The following is a 21088-nucleotide window of genomic DNA, read 5'->3' on the forward strand; positions in this document are numbered from 1 at the left end:
GGCGGGATTTGTGTGTCTGCCATGCCGCAACGCCGTTGCCCTTGGGGTGAGGTGTGTTTTGGGGCAACCGGGAGCGAGCAGCGTTTGTTCGAGGCAGCAGGGTTCGGTTCGCGGCCCCTCTGGTTGGTGGCGTTTAGCAATTGATCAAAACTGTCATTCCGGGCGCAGCGAAGCGCAGACCCGGAATCCATGCCCCGTTGAAAGAGACTGGATTGCCGCCGTCGCGGGAATGACGGTCTGATTGGGAATGACGATCAGGTCGGGAAGGCTTTGCCCGCAATCGGAAAAGCCCGGCACAAGGACCGGGCTTTGATTTTCAGATGATGTAGTGGATGCCGCATTCGGTTTTGTCCTGCCCGGCCCAGCGACCGGCACGGACATCGGTTGAATTGGGATCAACCCGATCCGTGCATGGCATGCAGCCAATCGACAGGAAGCCTTCGGCTTCCAGCGGATGGTGTGGCAGGGCGCGGTTTTCAAAGATATCTTCGATGTCAGCCCGGTTATAACCGGCCAGCGGATTGATCTTGATCCGGGTGCCGGCGGTTTCGATCACGGGTAATTGCCCGCGTTCGCCACCGTGGAAGCGTTTGCGACCGGTCAGCCACGCGTCATAGCCCTTGAGCGCACGTTGCAGTGGTTCGACCTTGCGCAGATAGCAGCATTTGGCGGTATCCGTGGCAAACAGCATGCCGTTGGGATCATCCGCCGCCAGAAGCGTTTCATCCGGGCGCATGATCTGGATATTGGTCAGGCCAAGCTGATCAACGAGCTGTTCACGATAGCGATGGGTTTCGCCAAACAGCTTGCGGGTATCAAGGAAAATCACCGGCAGGTTGGGATCGACCTCGGACACGAGGGCAAGCAGAGCCGCGGCCTCTGTCCCAAACGACGAGGTCATGGTGATTTTGCCCTGGAATTCCTCGTGCACCATCGGTTCGATCAGGGATATCCCCTGCAAGTGGCCGTATCGCGACAGCAGATCGGCCGCGCGGACCTCGGCCTCCTCGACCGACATAGAGCCGCCGGTGACAATGTCTTCTTCGCGCATGACAGTCATCACAACCATCCCCGACGGTCGATATAATCGTCCGTCATTTTCAGGAGCTGTTTCATATCCGCCCCTTCGGCCTTCCATTTTTCACGCTGACCGGAAAGCTCGCGCAGGCGCTGATCCCATTTGGGCACCAGCCAGTTTTCAATCGCACGGCGGATACGACCGGCCAGACGCGGGCTGTGCCCGTTGGTCGACACCGTAATCATCAAATCACCGCGCGTTACCCGCGCTGGCGAGAAAAAATCACAGTATTCCTTGACGTCCTCGACATTGGCAATCGTGCCGACGGCCTTGGCGATGGCGGCCAGCTCGGCGGCCTTTTCATGCGGCAAATCGACAATAAACAGGATTGCAGCCGCGTTGACATCGGCCGAATTCGGGAGATAGCGGTGCAGCCGGTCGCCGGCCTGGTCCACCAGTTCGGCAATCGGGTCTTCGGCATAAACGGTGACGTATCTCGCCCCATCACCGTCAAGCTGGCGCAAACGGTTCAGGGTTGCCTGACCGTTGCCCACCAGCGCGACCGAAAGCCGCGCAAGGTCCAGATTGATGGGAAACATCGTCGATCCTCAAAAGAAAGTTTCTGTTGGTTGATTAAGACTATGATTGTGTATATCGGACAATTCAATACATTTTTTATGTGTTTTATATTTATAGAACACTATTTATTGCGAAAATAGGTTTCGTGATCCGGCCCCGATGACGGCCGTAAAAGCATTACGGTGAAGCTTTTCCTGCACTTTTTAAAATTTCATCCTATATTGGGCCCGAAATCATGCGCCCGCACGACAAAGAGATCCCGCCGATGTCCCCGATTGAGCATACCAGCAGCGTTTCATCCGCCCTGCCCCACCCCGCCGCCATAGCCCCCATCCCGCACAGGAATGTTGCGATGTGGCTGTTTTTTGTGGCGGCCATGGTGTTCATCATGGTGGTGATTGGTGGCCTGACGCGATTGACCGAGTCCGGGCTTTCCATCGTGGAATGGCGGCCGTTTACCGGGATCGTCCCGCCGATGAACGAGGCGGACTGGATGGCGCTTTATCAGCAATACAGCCAGTATCCTGAATTCCAGAAGATCAATGCCTGGATGTCGGTCGAGGATTTCAAATCGATCTTCTGGCTGGAATTCATTCACCGGCTTTGGGGCCGGTTGATTGGCGTTGTGTTCTTTGTGCCCTTCGTCTGGTTCCTTGCCAAAAAATCCATTGATGGCGCGACCAAATGGAAGCTTTGGGGCCTGTTCATCCTTGGCGGGTTACAGGGTGCGATGGGCTGGTACATGGTCATGAGCGGCCTTGTCGACCGCCCGGATGTCAGCCAGTACCGCCTGACCGCGCATTTCGGTCTGGCGCTGGTGATTTTCATCGCGTTGATGTGGGTCGGGCTTAACCAGTATGCGCCGCGCGGCATTTCAACCCATGCCTCAAAACGCGGCTGGCAGCTTCTGGCGCTGATCGTGTTTACCGCGCTTTCGGGCGGCTTTGTGGCCGGGATCAATGCCGGACATACCTATAACACCTTCCCGCTGATGGACGGGCAACTGATCCCCGACGGGCTGTTTGTCTATAGCCCCGCATGGCTGGCCCCGTTTGAAGACCATATGACGGTGCAGTGGGATCACCGGTGGCTGGCGAAACTGACCTTTATCGCGGTGCTTCTGTTCTGGTGGCGGGCCGGGAAATGGAACCTGTCACCGCAGCAGCGCCTTGCCACCCATCTGGTTCTGGCGGCGGTTTGCCTGCAGGTGACATTGGGGATTTCAACACTGCTTTCCGTCGTCTGGTTGCCGCTGGGTGTGGCGCATCAGGCGGGGGCGGTGGTGCTTGTGGGGGCGATGACTTATGCGGTTTACAGGTTGTCGGGGGATCGGGACGCCTGAAGGGGCTCGATACCAGAACATGTGTGCCCCAAAAGCCGATGCTAAAAAATAAATCTGGCCCCTTTTTACCCTAGACTAGCGAAGCCACTGATGGGCCCAAACGATGATTTTTGCAAAGAGTTCATTGGCCAGCTGAAACTCGGCATAGGAGATTATCATGAGCTCTAATAGCGGAAGCTTCAATGACCTTGAATCACGCTATGCCAAAATCCGAGAGGGAAACCGACAAGCAATTATCGAGAATGATATCGTTGTCGACCCTCTGCCTCAGCCAGGCGAACTTCGCTGGGGAATAAGCACTGTGTTCAGGCCGAAGTTAAGCGCAGAACTTTGGAGAGATATTGCGGACCTGCGAAATACCATGGGTGAGGTCCACGCTGCGTATGACCCAAACAGCGTTCATGTCACTGTCCGTTCGAATGAAGGTTTCCGGGCGAACATCGTCGCTAACGATTCAGATGTGGCCGGATACGCTGATGCTATGAAAGCTGTCATAGAGGGCCACCAGCCGTTTGAAGTCACATTCAAAGGTATGATTGGCGTAAGAACCGGTGTGCTACTTTGCGGGTATCCTCATTTTGACCTCATCGAACTGAGGAAGAAATACTTCCTCGAGCTTGAGGCGCGGAACCTTGTTCGTCCGGGACCTGAGCCTACGATTGAGAATGTGCGAAACACTTGTCACGCCAGTATGCTCATGTTTTCTGAGCCGCTATCTGACGCAAAGATGTTTACTGCACACCTTGATAAATTGGTAAATCGAGACTACGGCACAGTAGTCATCGAAGAATTCGATATAGTCTCTTACTCTCGCACCCTCAGTCAGATTAAGACTGTCACGCATGCTACAGTTCCGGTAAGCAAAGTTAAGAAAAGCTCATTCTGATGAGCCTTAGAAGTTGCGCGAGCAAAAGGAGACAGATTTAATTAATTAGCGTTCTACTATTCAGCTCAGGATAGAGCTGCATCGGTTACGTAGTCTGCAACATGACCGTCCGGCGAACCAACTCTCGACGGTATGAAGGTATCACATTATGCTCTGGCCTGAGCGTAATGCCAGAGCAGAAGTTCATGCCCTCGTTTTGGTATCGGCAACGGTGTAAGCGGCCCTAGGCACAATGGCTTGGTAGCCAAGAATCAGCTTCGCATAACTCTTTGCAGCCCCCCCAAGCTTATGCGTTTTCAAATCCACCAAAGGCATCCCGCACGATATTCTCCAGCATAGACACTTCCGTATCTGTCAAAGCTTCAAATTCATTGCTTCGGCGACGTTTGGGGAGTTCCCATTGATTCTGGCGCATAAACATAATGAAGTCTTCTGCGAGCCTATCGGGCATTTCTATTGCCTCCATAATGGCCCTCATGGCTTCATCATGTCGGCGGATGTAATCAATTTCGCGCGGGAGGTCGTGCTCAACCGTGTGACACACACAGGCATAAAGGAACTCGGCCTCATCGGTGCAATCATAATAGCGATATAAGTCAGCGGTATCGTTTAACACCTCGACATTACGCTCTGGTGTCGGCTGCCACTCAATGTAGCGCATCAAGGGGCCTGAATGTCCTTGAAGCGTGGCCTTGTAAGCATCAATCCGATCAAGCATGACCGACGACACGGGGAATACCATACCCGGAGGTGTGAACTTGCGCTCTGCCAGCACATGCTGGATCAGGCAGCGATGAAGACGCCCGTTACCATCTTCATGGGGGTGAACATACACAAACCCGAAGGCCGTAGCCGCGGCTTGAAGAACGGCGTCAAGGCCAGCCTCACGCATACGTGTGTTTGCCTCGATCAGGCCTGCCGTCAAGTTTTCGAGATCGTCGGGGCAAGCTCCGATAAATTCGGGAAGTGGCTCCCCATACCGGTCCCGCTCGCCCAGGAAAACCCCGTCCTGGCGGAGCCCGACCTTAATGAATCGATTATCTTCAATCAGAACACCGTGAAGGCGAATGATCTCCGCCATATCAAGTGGGTTCTTGCCTGCTTGCTGAACCGCCTTCCCCCACCGTTCAAGACGACTTCTGGGCGGACGCTCCCCTTCAATCTCAAAGCTGGCACGACTGTCGGCCAAAAGCATAAAGCTCGCCGCGCGCGCGATGATATGCTTGCCTATTCGCCCCACGGCCTCATGTGCTTTATCGGCCAGCATCAATGTGCAGAAATCTTCTAACGCTGGCGTACGACGAATGACGGGGCAAAACCGCGCATTTCCAAGCAGGTTATCGCGCACCTTATGACGCTTGGACGGACGAGGCTCTGCTGTAAAATATGCCTTGGGATCGAGAAGATCGACAAAGGCCACATTTGGTGCGTCCTGCACGTCCAATTGATTGCCAGTGAGTGTCTCATACAGAAACCATGCGCGCCGCGACGGCGCACCGGTGGGCGCAGATAACACAAAGGCTTTCATCTCACCCGGATCAATGGCGTCAAACACCCGCTTGAGAACCAGTAAATCCATGGCTTCATGTTTAAGCGCAAAGGTGAGGTGATCCCCGAACGTCTCGCCGAGCAAGAACCGTTTATCGAAGACTTTCCAGCCTCCTTCAACTCTGGAGCCACCTCGTATGTGTTTTTCCGAGACACAGCATGCAACGCGCACGGGAGCCTGCACATCAAGTGCATAAACAAGCGCAGACAGGCCGACAAGCGTTGTTCCCTCGGGGACAAGCTCATCCTGAAATGTGAGAGGCGTCGCCGAAACGAAGTACATATGTCGTAAATCTTTCGCGTATGTCGTATTTCTTTCTATTTAACAGGATAATGTCGAAAAATATTCTTCTCAAGCTTTGTCGTAAAATATGCGCAGGCGTCGTATTTTGCTAAAAAATAAGTTCACCCGTCGTAATTCAATCGCAAATGCCATAAAAAGGGATTTTCAGACAACCTCACCCCTCGTCCCGATGCAGCACCTTTTTGATCCGGCGCATGGATATCCAGATGGCGGCAAGGACGACCGGCACGGCGATGCCGGTGGCGGCGCGGTCGTTGATTGGAAGGCCTGCATCCTTTAGCGCCTTGAACAGATATCCCAGAAGTCCGACGGCGTAATAGGTGATCGCCGCCACCGACAGGCCTTCGACGGTTTGTTGCAGGCGCAGTTGCAGTTTGACGCGTCGATCCATGCTGGCCAGCAGGTCGCGGTTTTGCGCTTCGAGCAGGATATCGACCCGGGTGCGCAGCAGGTTGTTGGCACGTGCCACCCGTTTCGACAGCACTTCGAGGCGATCACCGATATTCTGGCAGGTGCGCATGGCCGGGGCCAGACGGCGTTCCATAAACTCGGTCATGGTTTGCAGGCCTTCGACGCGTTCCTCGCGCAGTTCGACAAGTCGGGCCTGCAGGATGCGGTAATAGGCGCGCGCCGCGCTGAAACGGTAGTTCAGCGAGGCGGCCATTTCCTCGGTCTGGGCGGCAAGGTCGGTCAGTTTTTGCAGGGTGCCTTCGTCGTCGGTGTGGGATTTGCTGGCCATTTCGGCGGTGATGGATGAAAGGCGGGTATCGATTTCCGAGACCTTGGGCGTTGCGCAATGGGCCAGCGGAAAGGCCAGCAACGCCATCATGCGATAAACCTCGATTTCCTTGAGCCGCTGGATCAGACGGCCGGCCTGCAGGACTTCAAGGCCCTGATCACGGATCAGGATGCGGCCAAAGCCATCGCCATGCAGGCGAAAATCGGTCCAGACCATCGCCGTGCCGCCCAGAACGCGGCTGCCGGTCAGGCCGTTATGATCAAACAGGCGCGATACTTCATCAGACGAGCGTTCGTCGCGATCCATGGCGATATGCAAGCCAACCAGAAGCTGCCCCGGCGTGGCTTCAAGCCAGTCCTGCGGGATCAGGTTGATGACCGGATCATCAAACGGATGATCAAAGGCGGCCTGCCGTTTGAAGACATAGACGGTGAATTCCGCGTGGCGTTCCCAGATGACGGAAAAGCCGTCGCACTGGGCTTCGTAATATTTCTGATCGGGTGCCGGGGGTGTCAGGCTGTATCGCTGGCAGAAGCCCTGAAAATGGGTGCGGACATCGGTATCGAGTTCCTCGCCCGCGTGAAAGGCGATGCAGGTGCAGCGGGCCGGGCTTTGCACGCCGCCAAACGGGCGGGCATGGATTTCGTTATGAAGGGCGACACGCTGGGGATGTTCAACAAACATTGCCACGGGCTTTCATAATTGGCCATTGCGGTCTATATAGGGTCAGAACCCTAATGCCCTGACACGTTCTGTATAGACGAAAGTCCAAGGTGGCAGATAGCCCTGAAAACGTAAGGGAAAATACTGTCACAAATGCTTTAATATCGCCCGCTTGGCCAAAACTGGCCGCCCGTCGCCCATCTGTTGCCATCCGGCACGCCCGCAAGGAGGTTTCATGACCGATCTGAGCAAAACCGACAGCCTGTTTTTCGCCAATGGCGACCTTGATCGCGACCGGCTTGAAAAGCAGGTCAATGATGCGCTGGGCGCGGCGGAAGACGGGGAACTTTTCCTTGAATACCGGCAGTCCGAAAGCCTGACATGGGATGATGGCCGCCTGCGCAGTGCCAATTTCGATACCGCACAGGGTTTTGGCCTGCGGGCGGTTGCCGATGAGGCCACCGCGTTTTCGCATTCCAACGAGCTTTCCAATGACGCGGTTGGTCGTGCGGCCGAGACCGTCAAGGCGGTTGGCAATGGAAGGTCGGGCAAGGTCGATCTCGGATCGATCGGCACCAACGTGTCGCTTTATTCCGATGTCAATCCGCTGGGCGAGGCAACGTTTGAGGCGAAGGTTGATCTGCTGGGCAAGATCGATGCCTATGCGCGCGCCAAGGACCCCCGTGTGGTGCAGGTTTCCGCATCGATTTCGGGCAACTGGCAGGCAGTGCAGATCTGGCGCAGCGGCGGGCAGCGGATTGGCGATATTCGCCCGCTGGTGCGGTTTAACGTTTCGGTCGTCGTCAAGCAGGGCGACCGCATGGAAACCGGATCGCATGGTCAGGGCGGACGCATTGGCTATGACGGGTTCTTTGAGGAAAAAAGCTGGAAATCCGCAGTTGACGAAGCATTGCGTCAGGCGACGCTGAACATTGAATCGGTTGCGGCCCCTGCGGGCGAGATGACCGTGGTGCTTGGTCCGGGCTGGCCGGGCATTTTGCTGCATGAAGCCATCGGTCACGGGCTTGAGGGCGATTTCAACCGCAAGGGCACATCGGCCTTTGCCGGTTTGCTTGGTCAGCGGATTGCATCGCCGGGTGTGACGGTTGTTGATGATGGCACGATCCATGATCGCCGCGGGTCGCTTTCGATTGATGACGAAGGCACCCCGACCCAGCGCACGGTCCTGATCGAGGATGGCATCCTGAAAGGTTTCATGCAGGACCGCCTGAATGCGCGCCTTACGGGTGTGAAATCCACCGGCAACGGGCGGCGTCAATCCTATGCCCATGCGCCGATGCCGCGCATGACCAATACCTATATGCTGGGCGGGGATAAAGACCCGGGCGAAATCCTGGCGTCGGTCAAGAAAGGCATTTATGCGGTCAATTTCGGCGGTGGGCAGGTCGATATCACATCGGGCAAGTTCGTGTTTTCCGCATCCGAGGCCTATCTGATCGAAAACGGCAAGCTTGGCGCACCGGTCAAGGGGGCGACCCTGATTGGTAATGGCCCCGACAGCCTGACCAAGGTTTCCATGATCGGCAATGACATGAAGCTTGATGAGGGTATCGGGACGTGTGGCAAGGATGGCCAGGGTGTGCCGGTTGGTGTTGGTCAGCCAACACTTCGCATTGATGGTTTGACTGTTGGCGGCACGGCCGTTTAGGTTGAATTTAGAACTTGTTTTGAAGCAAAAGGCCCGGCAAATTGCCGGGCCTTTGTACTTACGAATAAGTATAAAGACCATTGCATAGACTTGGTATCATTCAAACGCATGACTTTCCCACAGACCGTATAATCAATAATCTATAGCGATAAAATCAGACCGGTTTTGTTCAGGTATCGCATTGGGGTGGGTAGACTGAAAAAAGCAAAGCCGGGTTGCGACCTTGGGGAAAAATATTGAAATCGCTCAGATGGCGGTGCGGCACGGCTTTGATTGTCCTGTGCGGGATGCTGATAACAGGCGCGACAACAACAAGCGCACAGCAAAGTGTCGATGTCCGTACAGATGAAGCCCGGAATTTCATTGGCGATTTTACGCAGATCGTGGATGCGGCGGAACGGTCGCGCCTCTTGCTTCAGACCGATGATGGCAGCGATATCAGTTTTGCCGATGTTCTGGCCAATCCCGATGATGTTGTCCTGAATTTCCGCTGGGCCAAGGCGCAGATTGCGCGCGGGGATGTCCGCGGGGCGTCGGCGACACTTGAACGCATCCTTGTCCTTGATCCCGATCTTGCCGCAGTCCGGCTTTATTACGCGATTGTGCTTTACCGGCTTGATAGCCTTGACGAAGCGCGTGCGCAGTTTGAACGCCTTCGTGCGATGAATGTATCGCCGGACGTTGCCGCCGATATCGACCGCTACCTTTCGGCAATTGATACAAGACGCAAACGGCTTCATCAGTATCTGACCATGACATTTGGCAGCCAGATTGACAGCAACCGCAATGCAGCGCCGTCTGACAAGCAGCAGCTTGTCACCGGAACCCTGACCAACATCACGGCATCCGAGGACAAGCCGCGCAACGATATCGCCCATATCGGGGCGATGCGTTATGACGTCAGCTATGACCTTGGCTATCAGGAAGGGCACGAGGTTTTTGCCGCCCTGACCGGCTATGGCAGCGATCAGGTGCAGATCGACAGCCTCGATCTGGGGTCGTTCTCGGTTGACCTTGGCGCGCGTATCCGCGGCGGATATTTCAGCCTGACCCCGGTGATAAACCAGACGGTGCAGTCGCTTTCGCGGGAAAAATACCTGACATCGCGAAGCGGCCGATTGCGCGCGGACTGGAACATCCGGCCTGATACCAATCTGTATGGCGAAGTCAGCTATGCCGATGAACGGTACCAGAATACGACGGAATCAAGCGCACTTCGGCTGCATTCCGGGCAGCGATATGGCGCACGAACCGGGGTGAATTACGCCTGGAGCCCGTCAAACCGCACGACGATTGATCTTAATGCGGGTAAAAAAGAAGCCGCACGCAATTTCAACAGTTATGACAGCTTGAGTGCGGAACTGATCCATGCTTATCTGTTTGGCGGGGGAAGTTATATCAGCGGAAGTGTTCGCTATGGTCTTGATCAATATCGCGATCCGGACTTTCTGGTGACCGGCAATTCGCCGCAACACCGACAGGACCGGACGACAAGATTGCGACTGACCTATGGCGCGCCGCTTTCGCAAATGCTGCCAGATGACTTGTTTGGGGATAGCAAAACGGCAGGACAGATATATGCCTTTCTGGCACCGATCAACTGGTCGGTCACGGGTGAATATCTGAACACAGAATCAAACATTCCCAATTACGAATATCATAACGCGCGCGCGCAGTTTTTCCTGACGCGCCGTTGGGAGTTTTAGGGAATGGGAGTTTTAGGGATGTCGGTATTTAAAGCTTTGGCCCCCCGTTTCGCAAAGCGGACAAGACATATGCAGCTTGCAGTCCTTTCAGGGGCGGCAGTTCTGGCAAGCGTTACCATGGCACAGGCCGAACGCAGCGGTGAAATGGCAGGGGTTTCTGCTGCGGTCAGGGGCGAGGTGCTTCTGGCGCAGTCGGTTGGCGAGGTTGGCGTTCTGGTTGAAAGCGGCATGCCGGTTTACCTTGGCGACCGCATCACCACATCGGCCCATTCGGGCATGCAGATCCTGTTGCTGGATGAAACAGTGTTTACCATCGGCCCGAACAGCGACCTTGCGATTGATGAATTCGTTTATGACCCGGTGACCGGCGATGGCAGGATCGTTGCCGATATGGCGCGCGGCGTCGTGCGGTTTGTCACCGGTAAAATCCCGCTTAAAAATCCATCAAGCATGGATGTCAATCTGCCGGTCGGATCGATTGGCATTCGCGGCACCATCGGGCTGATCCGGTCGGTTTCAGCCGATGAAGCCAACCAGATCGTGCCGGGCAGCTTTGATTTTTCAAATGAGGATAACAATAGCGGCGAAGGCCCGCAGATTTTCATGGCGGTCAATCAGGGGCCGGGCCTTTCGCGCAATGACACCACATCGCGCCCCGGTGCCTTTGCCGTGTTTGACCAGAACGGCAACAGTGAAAACGTGTCCGGCGAGAATTTCGGCGTGTTTGTTGCCAACAACAAGGTCACCGAACCGATCCGCTTCCCGGAAAGCCTTGCAACATTCGACTTTTCGCGCGCATTGGTGCGCACGGCATCGAACAGCCAGAACGAGGGCGGCAGCACAGCATCCTCCGCGTCTGCATCAGGCGGCAGCAGCCTGACGACACAGCAGACCCGTCAGGCAACGACGCAAACCGGATCAACCATGGCCTCGACACTTGACGTCGCCATGGCACAGGTATCGAGCACGAATGCCGGGGGCAGTGTCACGGATGCCGCCACGGCCTTGAACCAGATTGAAAAAACCACGCAGAATAATGGTGGTGGCACCGATAATGGCAACGATCCATTCACCTATGATGCGCTTCGTCTCGTATCAAGCGCATCAGCTTCCACCGGTACTTTGGACGTTACAGGCGGTGCTGTTTCATACTCGTTTGCCACCACGATTGACTACGCGAACCGCAAGATTAGCGTCAATTTCAACGGTATAAATGATGGTACAGCTACGGGGGGATCCGCTTCTTTCTCTGGGTTTGATTACGACAATTCAATTAGCGGCGCCGTAAAATTCGATTCTAGCCATTTCCTTTATAACGAAGCATGCAATACGATGAACTGCAACCCGTCCGCTACATTTACTGATGCAACGCATGTGGATTTCAATGTTAAAACCACAGCGGCCCCCGACGGAAACGCATCGTCAGGTACGTTGACCCCATAGCTTTGGTATTGACGTGACCGATCAACCAAACACACCCGGACGCCTTTCACGCGCACGCGTGACCCTGTGGCTGCATTATCTGGTGCCGCTGGCCGTGCTTCTGGTTTGTGTGGTTCTGCGCTGGCAGGATGTGCCGCTGGTCGGGCAGTTGCGGATGTCGGTGTTTGACACCTATCAGCGGATGGTGCCGCGTGCGTTCGAGGATGCCGGTGTCAGGATCATCGATATTGACGAGCGCAGCCTTGACGAAATGGGGCAATGGCCGTGGCCGCGCACGAGGCTTGCGGAACTGATTTACCGGTTGCGGCTGGCAGGGGCACAGGTTGTCGGTTTCGATATCGTATTTGCCGAGCCGGACCGCACATCGCCCGCGCGGGTCGTGCATGACTGGCCCAAAAATGATAACAGCGACGCCCTGGCAAAACTGGCCGAAACCCTGCCTGATCATGATTTGCTGTTTGCCGAGTTTATCAATGGTGTCGGGCAGGTGGTTACCGCCGCCCAACTGACATCACAACCGTTCAGCACCCTGCCGCGTCAGGTCGGCAATTTCAGCGTTGGCGGCGAAGCTGGTCGGCATCTGGCGGATTTCATCCCGGTTCTTTCGGGGGCGACCGCGAACCTTTCGGTGATTGAGGAAGCCGCCGCCGGCAATGCGATCATCAATGTATCGCCCGAGCAGGACGGGGTTGTGCGCCGGGTTCCGCTGATGCTAGCCCTTGATCACGAGGAACCGTTGATCGGCAAGCCGGTTTACCCGACGCTTTCGATGGAAGTTTTCCGTATTCTTCAGGATGCCCCGCGCACCATGAATGTGCGGCTGTCGGGGGCAAGTGGCACAACCCGATGGACCACCGCCGAAGGCGTTGAAGCCATCCGGGTTGGCGAGGTCACCATCCCGACCGATCAATCGGGCCATATGTGGGTCCATTTCGCCGGGCACCGCGCCGAACGATATATTTCGGCGGCCGACGTGATCAAAGGCAACCTTCCCGAACGGGCCCTTGAAAACACGGTTGTTCTGATTGGCACCAGTGCGGCGGGGTTGCTTGATTTGCGATCCACCCCGCTTGATCCGGTTCTGCCCGGTGTTGAAATCCATGCCGAGATGTTAGAACAGATGCTTCTGGGGCAGTTCCTGACGCGGCCATACTGGGCTGCGGAGATCGAGACGCTAGTCCTGTTGCTGGTGGGGCTGTTTTTCGTGCTGGCGATCCCGAAGCTTGGTGCGGTCTGGCCGGCAATCATTGGTGGCACCATGACCGTGGCAGCAGGCGGGTTTTCATGGTGGGCCTATAGCAGCCATCAAATCCTGATTGATCCGGTATACGGCGCGGTGTCGCTGGTGGCGGTTTATCTGATTGCCAGTTCAATCGGTTTCATGCGCACCGAAGGCGAACGCAAACAGGTGCGCGCGGCCTTTGCCAACTATCTGTCACCGGCACTGGTTGAACAGCTTGCCCGCCACCCGGAACGTTTGAAACTGGGCGGGGAAACCCGCGACATGACATTGCTGTTTTGTGATGTGCGCGGGTTTACGTCCATCTCGGAGGGGTTCAAATCCAACCCGCAGGGATTGACCCGGTTGATCAACCGGTTGCTCACCCCGCTTAGCAAGGCGATTCTGGACCGTGAAGGCACCATCGACAAATATATGGGCGACTGCATCATGGCGTTCTGGAACGCGCCGCTTGATGTCCCGGCACATGCGCGCCGGGCCTGCGAAAGTGCGCTTGCGATGTTTGATGCACTTGAACACCTTAATGCGCGCCGTGCAGAGGAGGCGACCGAAGAAGGCCAGGACTATCTGCCGCTCAATATCGGGATCGGGATCAATAGCGGCAATTGCCTTGTCGGCAATATGGGGTCTGATCAGCGGTTTGATTATTCGGTGCTGGGCGATGCGGTCAATCTGGCTTCAAGGCTTGAGGGGCAGTCAAAAAATTACGGTGTCGGCATTGTCATTGGCGAGGAAACGGCAAGACAGGCGGCGGATGGTTTCGCCATCCTTGAGCTTGACCTGATTGCCGTGAAGGGCAAAAGCGAGGCGGTGCGCATCTTTACCCTGCTGGGCGACAGTGCGATTGCCCATAGCGCGGAATTTGCCGACCTGCGTGACCGCCATATGCAGATGATCCAGAGCTATCGATTGCAGGATTGGGATGGTACGGAACGGCTGATTGATGAATGCATCAATCTTGCGACCGACATGATCGGGCAATTTGATCTTGCCGGGCTTTACGGGCTTTATCGTGATCGCATTGCGACATTCCGTGCAAACCCGCCACCTTCGGACTGGGACGGTGTTTTTGTCGCGACCAGCAAGTAATTCGTTCCCTTGCATTTCAAATGCGATCAACCGAAGCTGAATATCCCGTCACCTAAAGCCCCTGCCCCACCTTAAAGAACCGAGGCCCCGATGAATTTTTCGTCTGATAATGTGTCGCCGATCTGCCCGGAAATCCTTGCCGCGATTGCCGAGGCCAGCGATCCCGCCCTGCCCTATGGTGCGGACGCGGCAAGCCAGCAGCTTGATCAGGCGTTTTCGGACCTGTTTGGCAAGGAGGTCGCGGTGGTGCCGGTGGCAACGGGGACCGCAGCCAATCTTGTCGGGTTGTCGGCACTGGTGTCGCCGTTTGGCGGGGTGGCCTGCCATCATCAGGCACATATCAACCGGACGGAATCGACCGGGGTGGCATTTTATGGCAACGGGGCGAAGCTTCTGACCATGGAGGGGCCATCGGCGAAGCTGTTGCCCGAAACGCTTGATACGTTTTTAACCCGCGAAAACACCCATGGCATGCATTCGGTTGATCCCGAATGTGTGGCCATCACGCAGGCGACCGAATTCGGCACGATCTATGACGTTGATGAGGTGCAGGCGATTGGGAAGGTCGCCAAGGCGCATGGCATGAAGTTTTTCATGGACGGGGCGCGGTTTGCCAATGCGATTGCCGCCCTTGGTTGCCACCCGGCCGATATCACATGGAAGGCCGGGCTTGACGTTTTAAGTTTTGGCGCCACCAAGAACGGGGCGATGGCGGTGGATGCGATCATCCTGTTTGACCCGTCATTGCGCGGTCGGGTCGAAAAGGCGCGCAAACGGGGCGGGCATCTGTTTTCCAAGCACCGTTATCTAGCGGCACAGCTTCTGGCCTATGTGAAGGATGATCTTTGGCTGCGTAATGCGCGCCATGCCAATCAGGCCGCAAGCGCCCTTTGCCAGTCGCTTGAAACCCTTGGCGCGCGGGCGGCATTCACCCAGCAGGGTAACGAGCTGTTTGTGCATATGAATGACGATCTGGCAGAACGGTTGCGCAAGGCCGGGCTGGTCTTTCGGCCATGGCCCGCGGTCGGGCCGGATGCGTTTCGCTTTGTTAGCGGCTGGAACAGCCCGATTGAGGCGATCCGCACTTTGCCCGAAACACTATAGGCATCATTGCCATTCGAACGGATCGCGTGTGATAAAGGTTGGTCAGGTTGCGGGGCAGTCCCCGAAGCCTATGGACGCCACCACAAGACACGGACCCGTTCGATGAATTTTGCCTCTGACAATGTATCGCCCCTGTGCCCGGAAATCCTGAGCGCGCTGGAGCACGAAGCCTATGGCAATGCACCGGCCTATGGGGCGGATGAAACCAGCCGTCAGCTTGACGCGGCCTTTTCCGAATTGTTCGACCGTGAGGTCGCGGTTGTTCCGGTCGCCACCGGGACCGCGGCAAACTGCATCAGCCTGTCGGCACTGGTATCGCCGTTTGGCGGCATCGTCTGCCATCACGAGGCCCATATCAACGAAGATGAAAGCACGGGCGTTGCGTTCTTTACCGGCGGGGCGAAGCTGATGCCGGTTGACGGCCCGGCGGCAAAGCTTGAAGCCGATAATCTTGATGCCTTTCTGGCAAGCCGGGTGGATCGCGGGGTCCATTCAGTCGCCCCGGAATGCGTTGCGATCACGCAGGCGACCGAACTGGGCACGGTTTACACCGCCGATGAAGTCGCCGCCATTGGCGCGATCTGCCAAAGCCGCGACCTTCGCCTGTTCATGGATGGGGCGCGGTTTGCCAATGCGGTTGCCCATCTGGGCTGCCACCCGGCCGATATCACGTGGAAGGCCGGTGTTGATGCGATCAGTTTTGGGGCAACCAAAAACGGCGCGCAGGCGGTTGATGCGATTGTCCTGTTTGATACGTCGCTGCGCGGCAGGGTCGAACAGGCCCGCAAACGCAGCGGCCATCTTTATTCCAAGCATCGTTATCTGGCATCACAGCTTCTGGCCTATGTGAAGGATGATCTTTGGCTGCGCAATGCGCGCCACGCCAACGGGGCGGCCGGAACCCTTTGTGACATGCTGGTGTCGCATGGGGCGACTTTGGCGCATGCCGCCGAGGGCAACGAGCTTTTTGTCAGGCTTGCGCCGGAGCTTGCGCAACGGATGCGTGATGCCGGTGCGTTATTCCATCCGTGGCCGTCATTGGGGGCGGATATTTACCGATTTGTGACGGCGTGGAACACGGATATCGCGCAAATCAGTGGACTTAATGATCGCATTACGCGCAATTGACCCGTGTAAGTGGTTCAGCAATCAAACGAATCTAGAAATTTCAAGAAGATAGATCGGACGGAAAAGCACGTTAGCTTTATGTGTTTTTCCGTTCGGTCATCAGTAGCCCCGAAAAAAATGCACGGCTCCCATACCCGATTGTGGGGGACAATTTCATAAAAATAACAGACACTTGACATAAATTCATCATTCATACGATCAGGTCGTCCTACGTAGAACCCCGCAGGAAACGTTGACGATACGCAGAAACCCTGATTATTTTCCCTCGTCGATTGCCAACATAACTGTTGGATCGGGTAAACCCGCCCGTCTATTTGCGCAAATTGCAATGCATGAGCCGTTCAAGGCCAGCAGCCACCCGTGCAAATTGTTTGGGCCAGCCTTGAGGGAGGCATCTTATATGAAAGCGAATTTCGTCAAAGCGGCGATCGGTGCAGGTCTGCTTGCAGCGACTGCGCTTGCTGCTCCGACTGCCGCTTCGGCAAAAACCCTGGTTTATTGCTCGGAAGGAAGCCCGGAAGGCTTCAACCCGCAGCTTTACACCGCGGGTACCACCTTTGACGCCACCTCGCGTCAGGTATTCAACCGTCTGGTACAGTTCAAGCGCGGCACGACCACCATCGTTCCGGGCCTTGCAACCAGCTGGGACGTATCGGCCGATGGCACGGAATACACCTTTAACCTGCGTAAAGGCGTTAAATTCCAGACCACCGATGCCTTCACCCCGACCCGCGATTTCAACGCAGACGACGTGATCTTCTCGTTCCGTCGCCAGTGGGACAAAGATCATCCGTACCATGCGGTTTCGGGTGGCGGTTACGAGTATTTCAACTCGATGTCCATGGGCGAACTGATCAAGGACATCGTCAAGGTTGACGATTACACCGTCAAATTCGTTCTGAACCGTCCGGAAGCACCGTTCATTGCCAACATGGCGATGGATTTCGCATCCATCCTGTCGGGTGAATATGCCGATCAGCTGATGGCTGCCGGTACGCCGGAACAGATCGACCTGAACCCGGTCGGTACCGGTCCGTTCCAGGTTGTCCAGTATCAGAAAGATGCGGTCATCCGTTACAAAGCGTTCCCGGAATACTGGGAAGGCAAGGCACCGATCGATAACCTGATCTTTGCCATCACCCCGGACAGCACGGTTCGTTACCAGAAGCTGAAAGCCGGCGAATGCCATGTCATGCCGTACCCGAACCCGGCTGATCTGGAAGCGATGGAAGCCGATGGCGACATCAACCTGATGAGCCAGGAAGGTCTGAACGTCGGTTATCTTGGTTACAACACCAAGAAAGAGCCGTTCACCGATGCACGTGTCCGCAAGGCACTGAACATGGCGATCAACAAAGCCGCCATCATCGAGGGTGTTTATCAGGGTGCAGGCGTTGCCGCCAAAAACCCGATCCCGCCGACCATCTGGTCGTACAACAACGATACCGTTGACGATCCGTATGATCCGGAAGCAGCCAAGAAATTGCTGGCAGAAGCCGGTTATCCGGATGGTTTCACCACCGATATCTGGGCCATGCCGGTACAGCGTCCCTACAACCCGAACGCACGCCGTATGGCTGAACTCGTTCAGGCTGACTGGGCCGCGATTGGCGTGAATGCCGAAATCGTTTCCTACGAGTGGGGCGAATACCTTGAGCGCACCAAAAATGGTGAACAGGGCAGCTTCATGCTCGGCTGGACCGGCGACAACGGTGACCCCGACAACTTCCTTGCTGTTCTGCTGGGTTGCGATGCCGTTGGCAGTGCAAACCGTGCACAGTGGTGCAACGAGGAATTCGACAGCCTGATCCAGCAGGCGAAAACCACTTCGGATGTTCTTGAACGTACCCGTCTGTACGAAGAAGCCCAGACCGTCTTCAAACGTGAAGCACCGTGGGCAACCATCGCGCACTCGATCGTTTTCGAACCGATCCGTAACGAAGTTGTCGACTACAAGATCGATCCGTTTGGCGGTCACATCTTCTACGGCGTCGATATCAAAGAATAAGACGCCCCTACACCTTGCCGAGGAGGCCCGGTTTTCCGGGCCTCTTTGCAATTCCGCAATAGAGAGAGATGTCCGCCCGCAGGCATTGCGCGCGGATGCTAAAAAGGCCCAATGGCATGCTAGGTTTCCTTTTACGCCGTTTGGGTGACGTCATACCGACCTTCTTTGGCGTTACCATTCTGGTGTTTCTGATGATTCACCTGATCCCGAGCGACCCGATCCAGATGCGAGCAGGCGAGCGCAGTATCAGTCCCGAACGATACGCCGAACTGCAAAAGGAATATGGTTTCGACAGACCGCTTGTCGTTCAGTATTTCGACTATCTTGGCGGCGTTTTGCAGGGTGATCTTGGTGAATCCTTCGTCACCAAGCGTCCGGTGATCGAAGAATTCGCGACCCTGTTCCCGGCAACGATTGAACTTTCCATCGCGGGGATATTGTTTGCGATCATTGTCGGTCTGCCATTGGGGGTTATTGCCGCGATCAACAGGGGAAAGTGGCTTGACCACCTGACCATGAGTTTATCGCTGACAGGATATTCAATGCCCATCTTCTGGTGGGCGCTGTTACTGATCATGTTCTTTTCGACGACGCTTGGCTGGACCCCGGTTTCCGGTCGCCTGTCGATCATGTATTACATCGAGCCGACCACCGGTTTCATGCTGATCGACACATTGCTCAGCGATGAAAAAGGCGCGTTTATCAGTGCGCTCCGTCATCTGATCCTGCCAACGATTGCGCTTGGCACCATTCCGATGGCCGTGATTGCGCGTATGACACGCTCCTCGATGCTTGAAGTTCTGGGCGAGGAATATATCCGTGTCGCCCGTGCCAAGGGCCTGGCCCCGATGCGGGTGATCATGGTCCATGCGCTGCGCAATGCGCTGATCCCGGTGATTACGGTGATCGGCCTTCAGGTCGGTGTGCTGTTTGCCGGTGCGATCCTGACCGAAACCATTTTCTCGTGGCCCGGTATTGGCAAATGGATTGTCGAGGCGTTGAACCGCCGCGATTACCCGACCATCCAGGGCGGTATCCTGATGATTGCCTTCGTGGTTATGGGGGTCAATCTGTTCGTCGATCTGATGTATGGGGTGATCAATCCCCGCATCCGGCACAAGCGTTGAGGGGGCACGGGAAATGACAAACCAGAATACCCAATCGACCACCCCCGAAACGGCAGCAGCCGAAGTGGTGGCAGTGGAAGACCAGAAGATCAATCCGCCCAGCCCGTTTATGGAAACGTGGAATTATTTCCGCAAGAACCGCGGTGCTTATGTCGGGCTGATCGTTATCTGCTTTATCCTGTTCATGGCGGCATTCGCCCAGTGGATCGCACCATTTGATCCGATTGCGCAGGACCGCACCGCGTTCCTGAAACCGCCGATCTGGATGGAGGGTGCCGATCCGCGCTATATCCTTGGCACCGACGCGGTTGGCCGCGACATCCTGTCGCGCCTGATCCACGGTGCGCAGCTTTCGGTGACCATCGGCGTGTTCGTCGTGATCATTTCAATGATCGCCGGTATCGTTCTTGGACTGGTTGCCGGATATTTCCGCGGCTGGATCGAAGTCGGCATCATGCGCATGATGGATACCATGCTGGCCCTGCCCAGCCTGATCATGGCGATGGCGATTGTCGCGATCCTCGGCCCGGGGCTTGAAAACGCCATGCTGGCGATTGCGATTGTCCAGTTGCCGCATTATGTGCGCCTGTCGCGTGCATCGGTGGTGTCCGAACTGAACAAGGAATATGTCATCGCATCGCAGATTGCCGGTGCCGGTCATATCCGCCAGATGTTCGTCAATATCCTGCCGAACTGCATGGCGCCATTGATCGTTCAGGGCACATTGGGTATTTCCAGTGCCATCCTTGATGCTGCGGCCCTTGGCTTCCTTGGCCTTGGCGCGCAGCCGCCGCTGCCGGAATGGGGCACCATGCTGGCCGAAGCCCGCGAATTCGTGGGATCGGCATGGTGGGTGATCACCTTCCCCGGCCTTTGCATCCTCGTCACCGTGCTTGCCTTCAACCTGATGGGTGATGGTCTGCGCGATGCCCTTGATCCCAAGATGAAGCGGTAAGTCATGGCTCTTCTCGAAGTTAAAAACCTGACAGTCGAGTTCGGCTCCGAAGACCGGCCGTTCCGCGCTGTTGACAATGTTAGTTATTCCGTTGATCGCGGCGAAGTCCTTGGCATCGTCGGTGAGTCGGGTTCGGGTAAATCCGTATCCTCGCTTGCCGTTATGGGCCTGATCGACTTTCCCGGTCGTGTTACCGCCGACAGCCTGACCTTTGATGGGCAGGACCTGCTGACGATGTCGCCCGGCAAGCGCCGTGCGATTACGGGCAAGGATATCGGCATGATCTTTCAGGATCCGATGTCGGCGCTTAATCCGTGCTTTACGGTTGAAGCCCAGATCATGGAAGCCCTGAAAGTCCATGAGGGCGGTTCCAAAAAGGAGCGGCGTGAACGTACGCTTGACCTTCTGAACCAGGTTGGCATTCCCGATCCGAAATCACGCATGACCGCCTATCCCCATCAGCTTTCGGGCGGGATGAGCCAGCGTATCGTGATTGCGATGGCGATTGCGTGCAATCCGCGCCTGCTGATTGCCGATGAA

16 protein-coding genes are annotated in these 21088 nt (G+C 56.0%); 12 read left to right on the top strand and 4 right to left on the bottom strand.

The genetic code is table 11. The annotated features are described in order from the left end of the window. Window positions 1–316 precede the first annotated feature (316 nt). Window positions 317–1060 (bottom strand): phosphoadenylyl-sulfate reductase, encoded by a 744-nt coding sequence (locus tag SMB34_RS14760; protein WP_420835047.1) that lies wholly within the window; start codon window positions 1058–1060, stop codon window positions 317–319. Then, window positions 1060–1617 (bottom strand): precorrin-2 dehydrogenase/sirohydrochlorin ferrochelatase family protein, encoded by a 558-nt coding sequence (locus SMB34_RS14765; RefSeq protein ID WP_037991171.1) that lies wholly within the window; start codon window positions 1615–1617, stop codon window positions 1060–1062. The genes SMB34_RS14760 and SMB34_RS14765 overlap by 1 nt, the downstream gene beginning before the upstream one ends. A gap of 245 nt (window positions 1618–1862) precedes the next feature. On the opposite strand from SMB34_RS14765, the gene SMB34_RS14770 reads away from it, so the two are divergent. Beyond that, window positions 1863–2939 carry a COX15/CtaA family protein gene (locus SMB34_RS14770; RefSeq protein ID WP_240478839.1) on the top strand — a complete coding sequence of 359 codons (1077 nt, stop codon included), beginning with the start codon at window positions 1863–1865 and terminating at the stop codon, window positions 2937–2939. Between the two features lie 157 nt (window positions 2940–3096). After that, window positions 3097–3825 carry a hypothetical protein gene (locus tag SMB34_RS14775; RefSeq protein ID WP_037991174.1) on the top strand — a complete coding sequence of 243 codons (729 nt, stop codon included), beginning with the start codon at window positions 3097–3099 and terminating at the stop codon, window positions 3823–3825. 286 nt (window positions 3826–4111) lie between these two features. Here the strand turns inward: SMB34_RS14775 and SMB34_RS14780 are convergent, their stop codons facing one another. Further along, window positions 4112–5656: a Fic family protein gene (locus tag SMB34_RS14780; protein ID WP_037991176.1), complete on the bottom strand. Its 1545-nt coding sequence runs from the start codon at window positions 5654–5656 to the stop codon at window positions 4112–4114. A gap of 175 nt (window positions 5657–5831) precedes the next feature. Beyond that, window positions 5832–7100 (bottom strand): DUF3422 family protein, encoded by a 1269-nt coding sequence (locus tag SMB34_RS14785; protein WP_037991178.1) that lies wholly within the window; start codon window positions 7098–7100, stop codon window positions 5832–5834. Window positions 7101–7314: 214 nt separating this feature from the next. Between SMB34_RS14785 and tldD the strand changes: the two genes are divergently transcribed. From tldD to SMB34_RS14835, 10 genes are all read left to right on the top strand, one after another. Then, window positions 7315–8748, top strand: a complete 1434-nt coding sequence (gene tldD, locus SMB34_RS14790; protein ID WP_037991180.1) for a metalloprotease TldD — start codon at window positions 7315–7317, stop codon at window positions 8746–8748. 236 nt (window positions 8749–8984) lie between these two features. Continuing rightward, a complete protein-coding gene (locus SMB34_RS14795) occupies window positions 8985–10454 on the top strand; it encodes a tetratricopeptide repeat protein (protein ID WP_240478840.1) in 1470 nt (489 codons plus the stop codon). 69 nt (window positions 10455–10523) lie between these two features. After that, entirely contained in the window at window positions 10524–11897 is a 1374-nt protein-coding gene (locus SMB34_RS14800; protein WP_240478841.1) for a FecR family protein, read from the top strand. 13 nt (window positions 11898–11910) lie between these two features. Continuing rightward, window positions 11911–14226: a CHASE2 domain-containing protein gene (locus tag SMB34_RS14805; RefSeq protein WP_037991187.1), complete on the top strand. Its 2316-nt coding sequence runs from the start codon at window positions 11911–11913 to the stop codon at window positions 14224–14226. Between the two features lie 90 nt (window positions 14227–14316). Further along, complete coding sequence (locus tag SMB34_RS14810; RefSeq protein ID WP_037991189.1) at window positions 14317–15330, top strand: threonine aldolase family protein; 1014 nt, start codon at window positions 14317–14319, stop codon at window positions 15328–15330. 102 nt (window positions 15331–15432) lie between these two features. Next, a complete protein-coding gene (locus SMB34_RS14815; RefSeq protein WP_037991192.1) occupies window positions 15433–16458 on the top strand; it encodes a threonine aldolase family protein in 1026 nt (341 codons plus the stop codon). Between the two features lie 400 nt (window positions 16459–16858). After that, window positions 16859–18466: an ABC transporter substrate-binding protein gene (locus SMB34_RS14820; protein WP_037991195.1), complete on the top strand. Its 1608-nt coding sequence runs from the start codon at window positions 16859–16861 to the stop codon at window positions 18464–18466. 116 nt (window positions 18467–18582) lie between these two features. Next, window positions 18583–19593, top strand: coding sequence for an ABC transporter permease subunit (locus SMB34_RS14825; protein WP_037991198.1), 1011 nt, complete (start codon window positions 18583–18585; stop codon window positions 19591–19593). A 13-nt stretch (window positions 19594–19606) separates the two neighbouring features. Further along, the gene (locus SMB34_RS14830) at window positions 19607–20548 is read left to right on the top strand and encodes an ABC transporter permease subunit (protein ID WP_037991200.1); all 942 of its coding nucleotides are present in this window, start codon (window positions 19607–19609) and stop codon (window positions 20546–20548) included. 3 nt (window positions 20549–20551) lie between these two features. Further along, window positions 20552–21088: ATP-binding cassette domain-containing protein (locus tag SMB34_RS14835; RefSeq protein ID WP_037991202.1), on the top strand; the 537-nt coding region annotated here is incomplete at its 3' end.

Source organism: Thalassospira permensis NBRC 106175, from assembly GCF_000714555.1.
GTDB lineage: Bacteria > Pseudomonadota > Alphaproteobacteria > Rhodospirillales > Thalassospiraceae > Thalassospira > Thalassospira xiamenensis.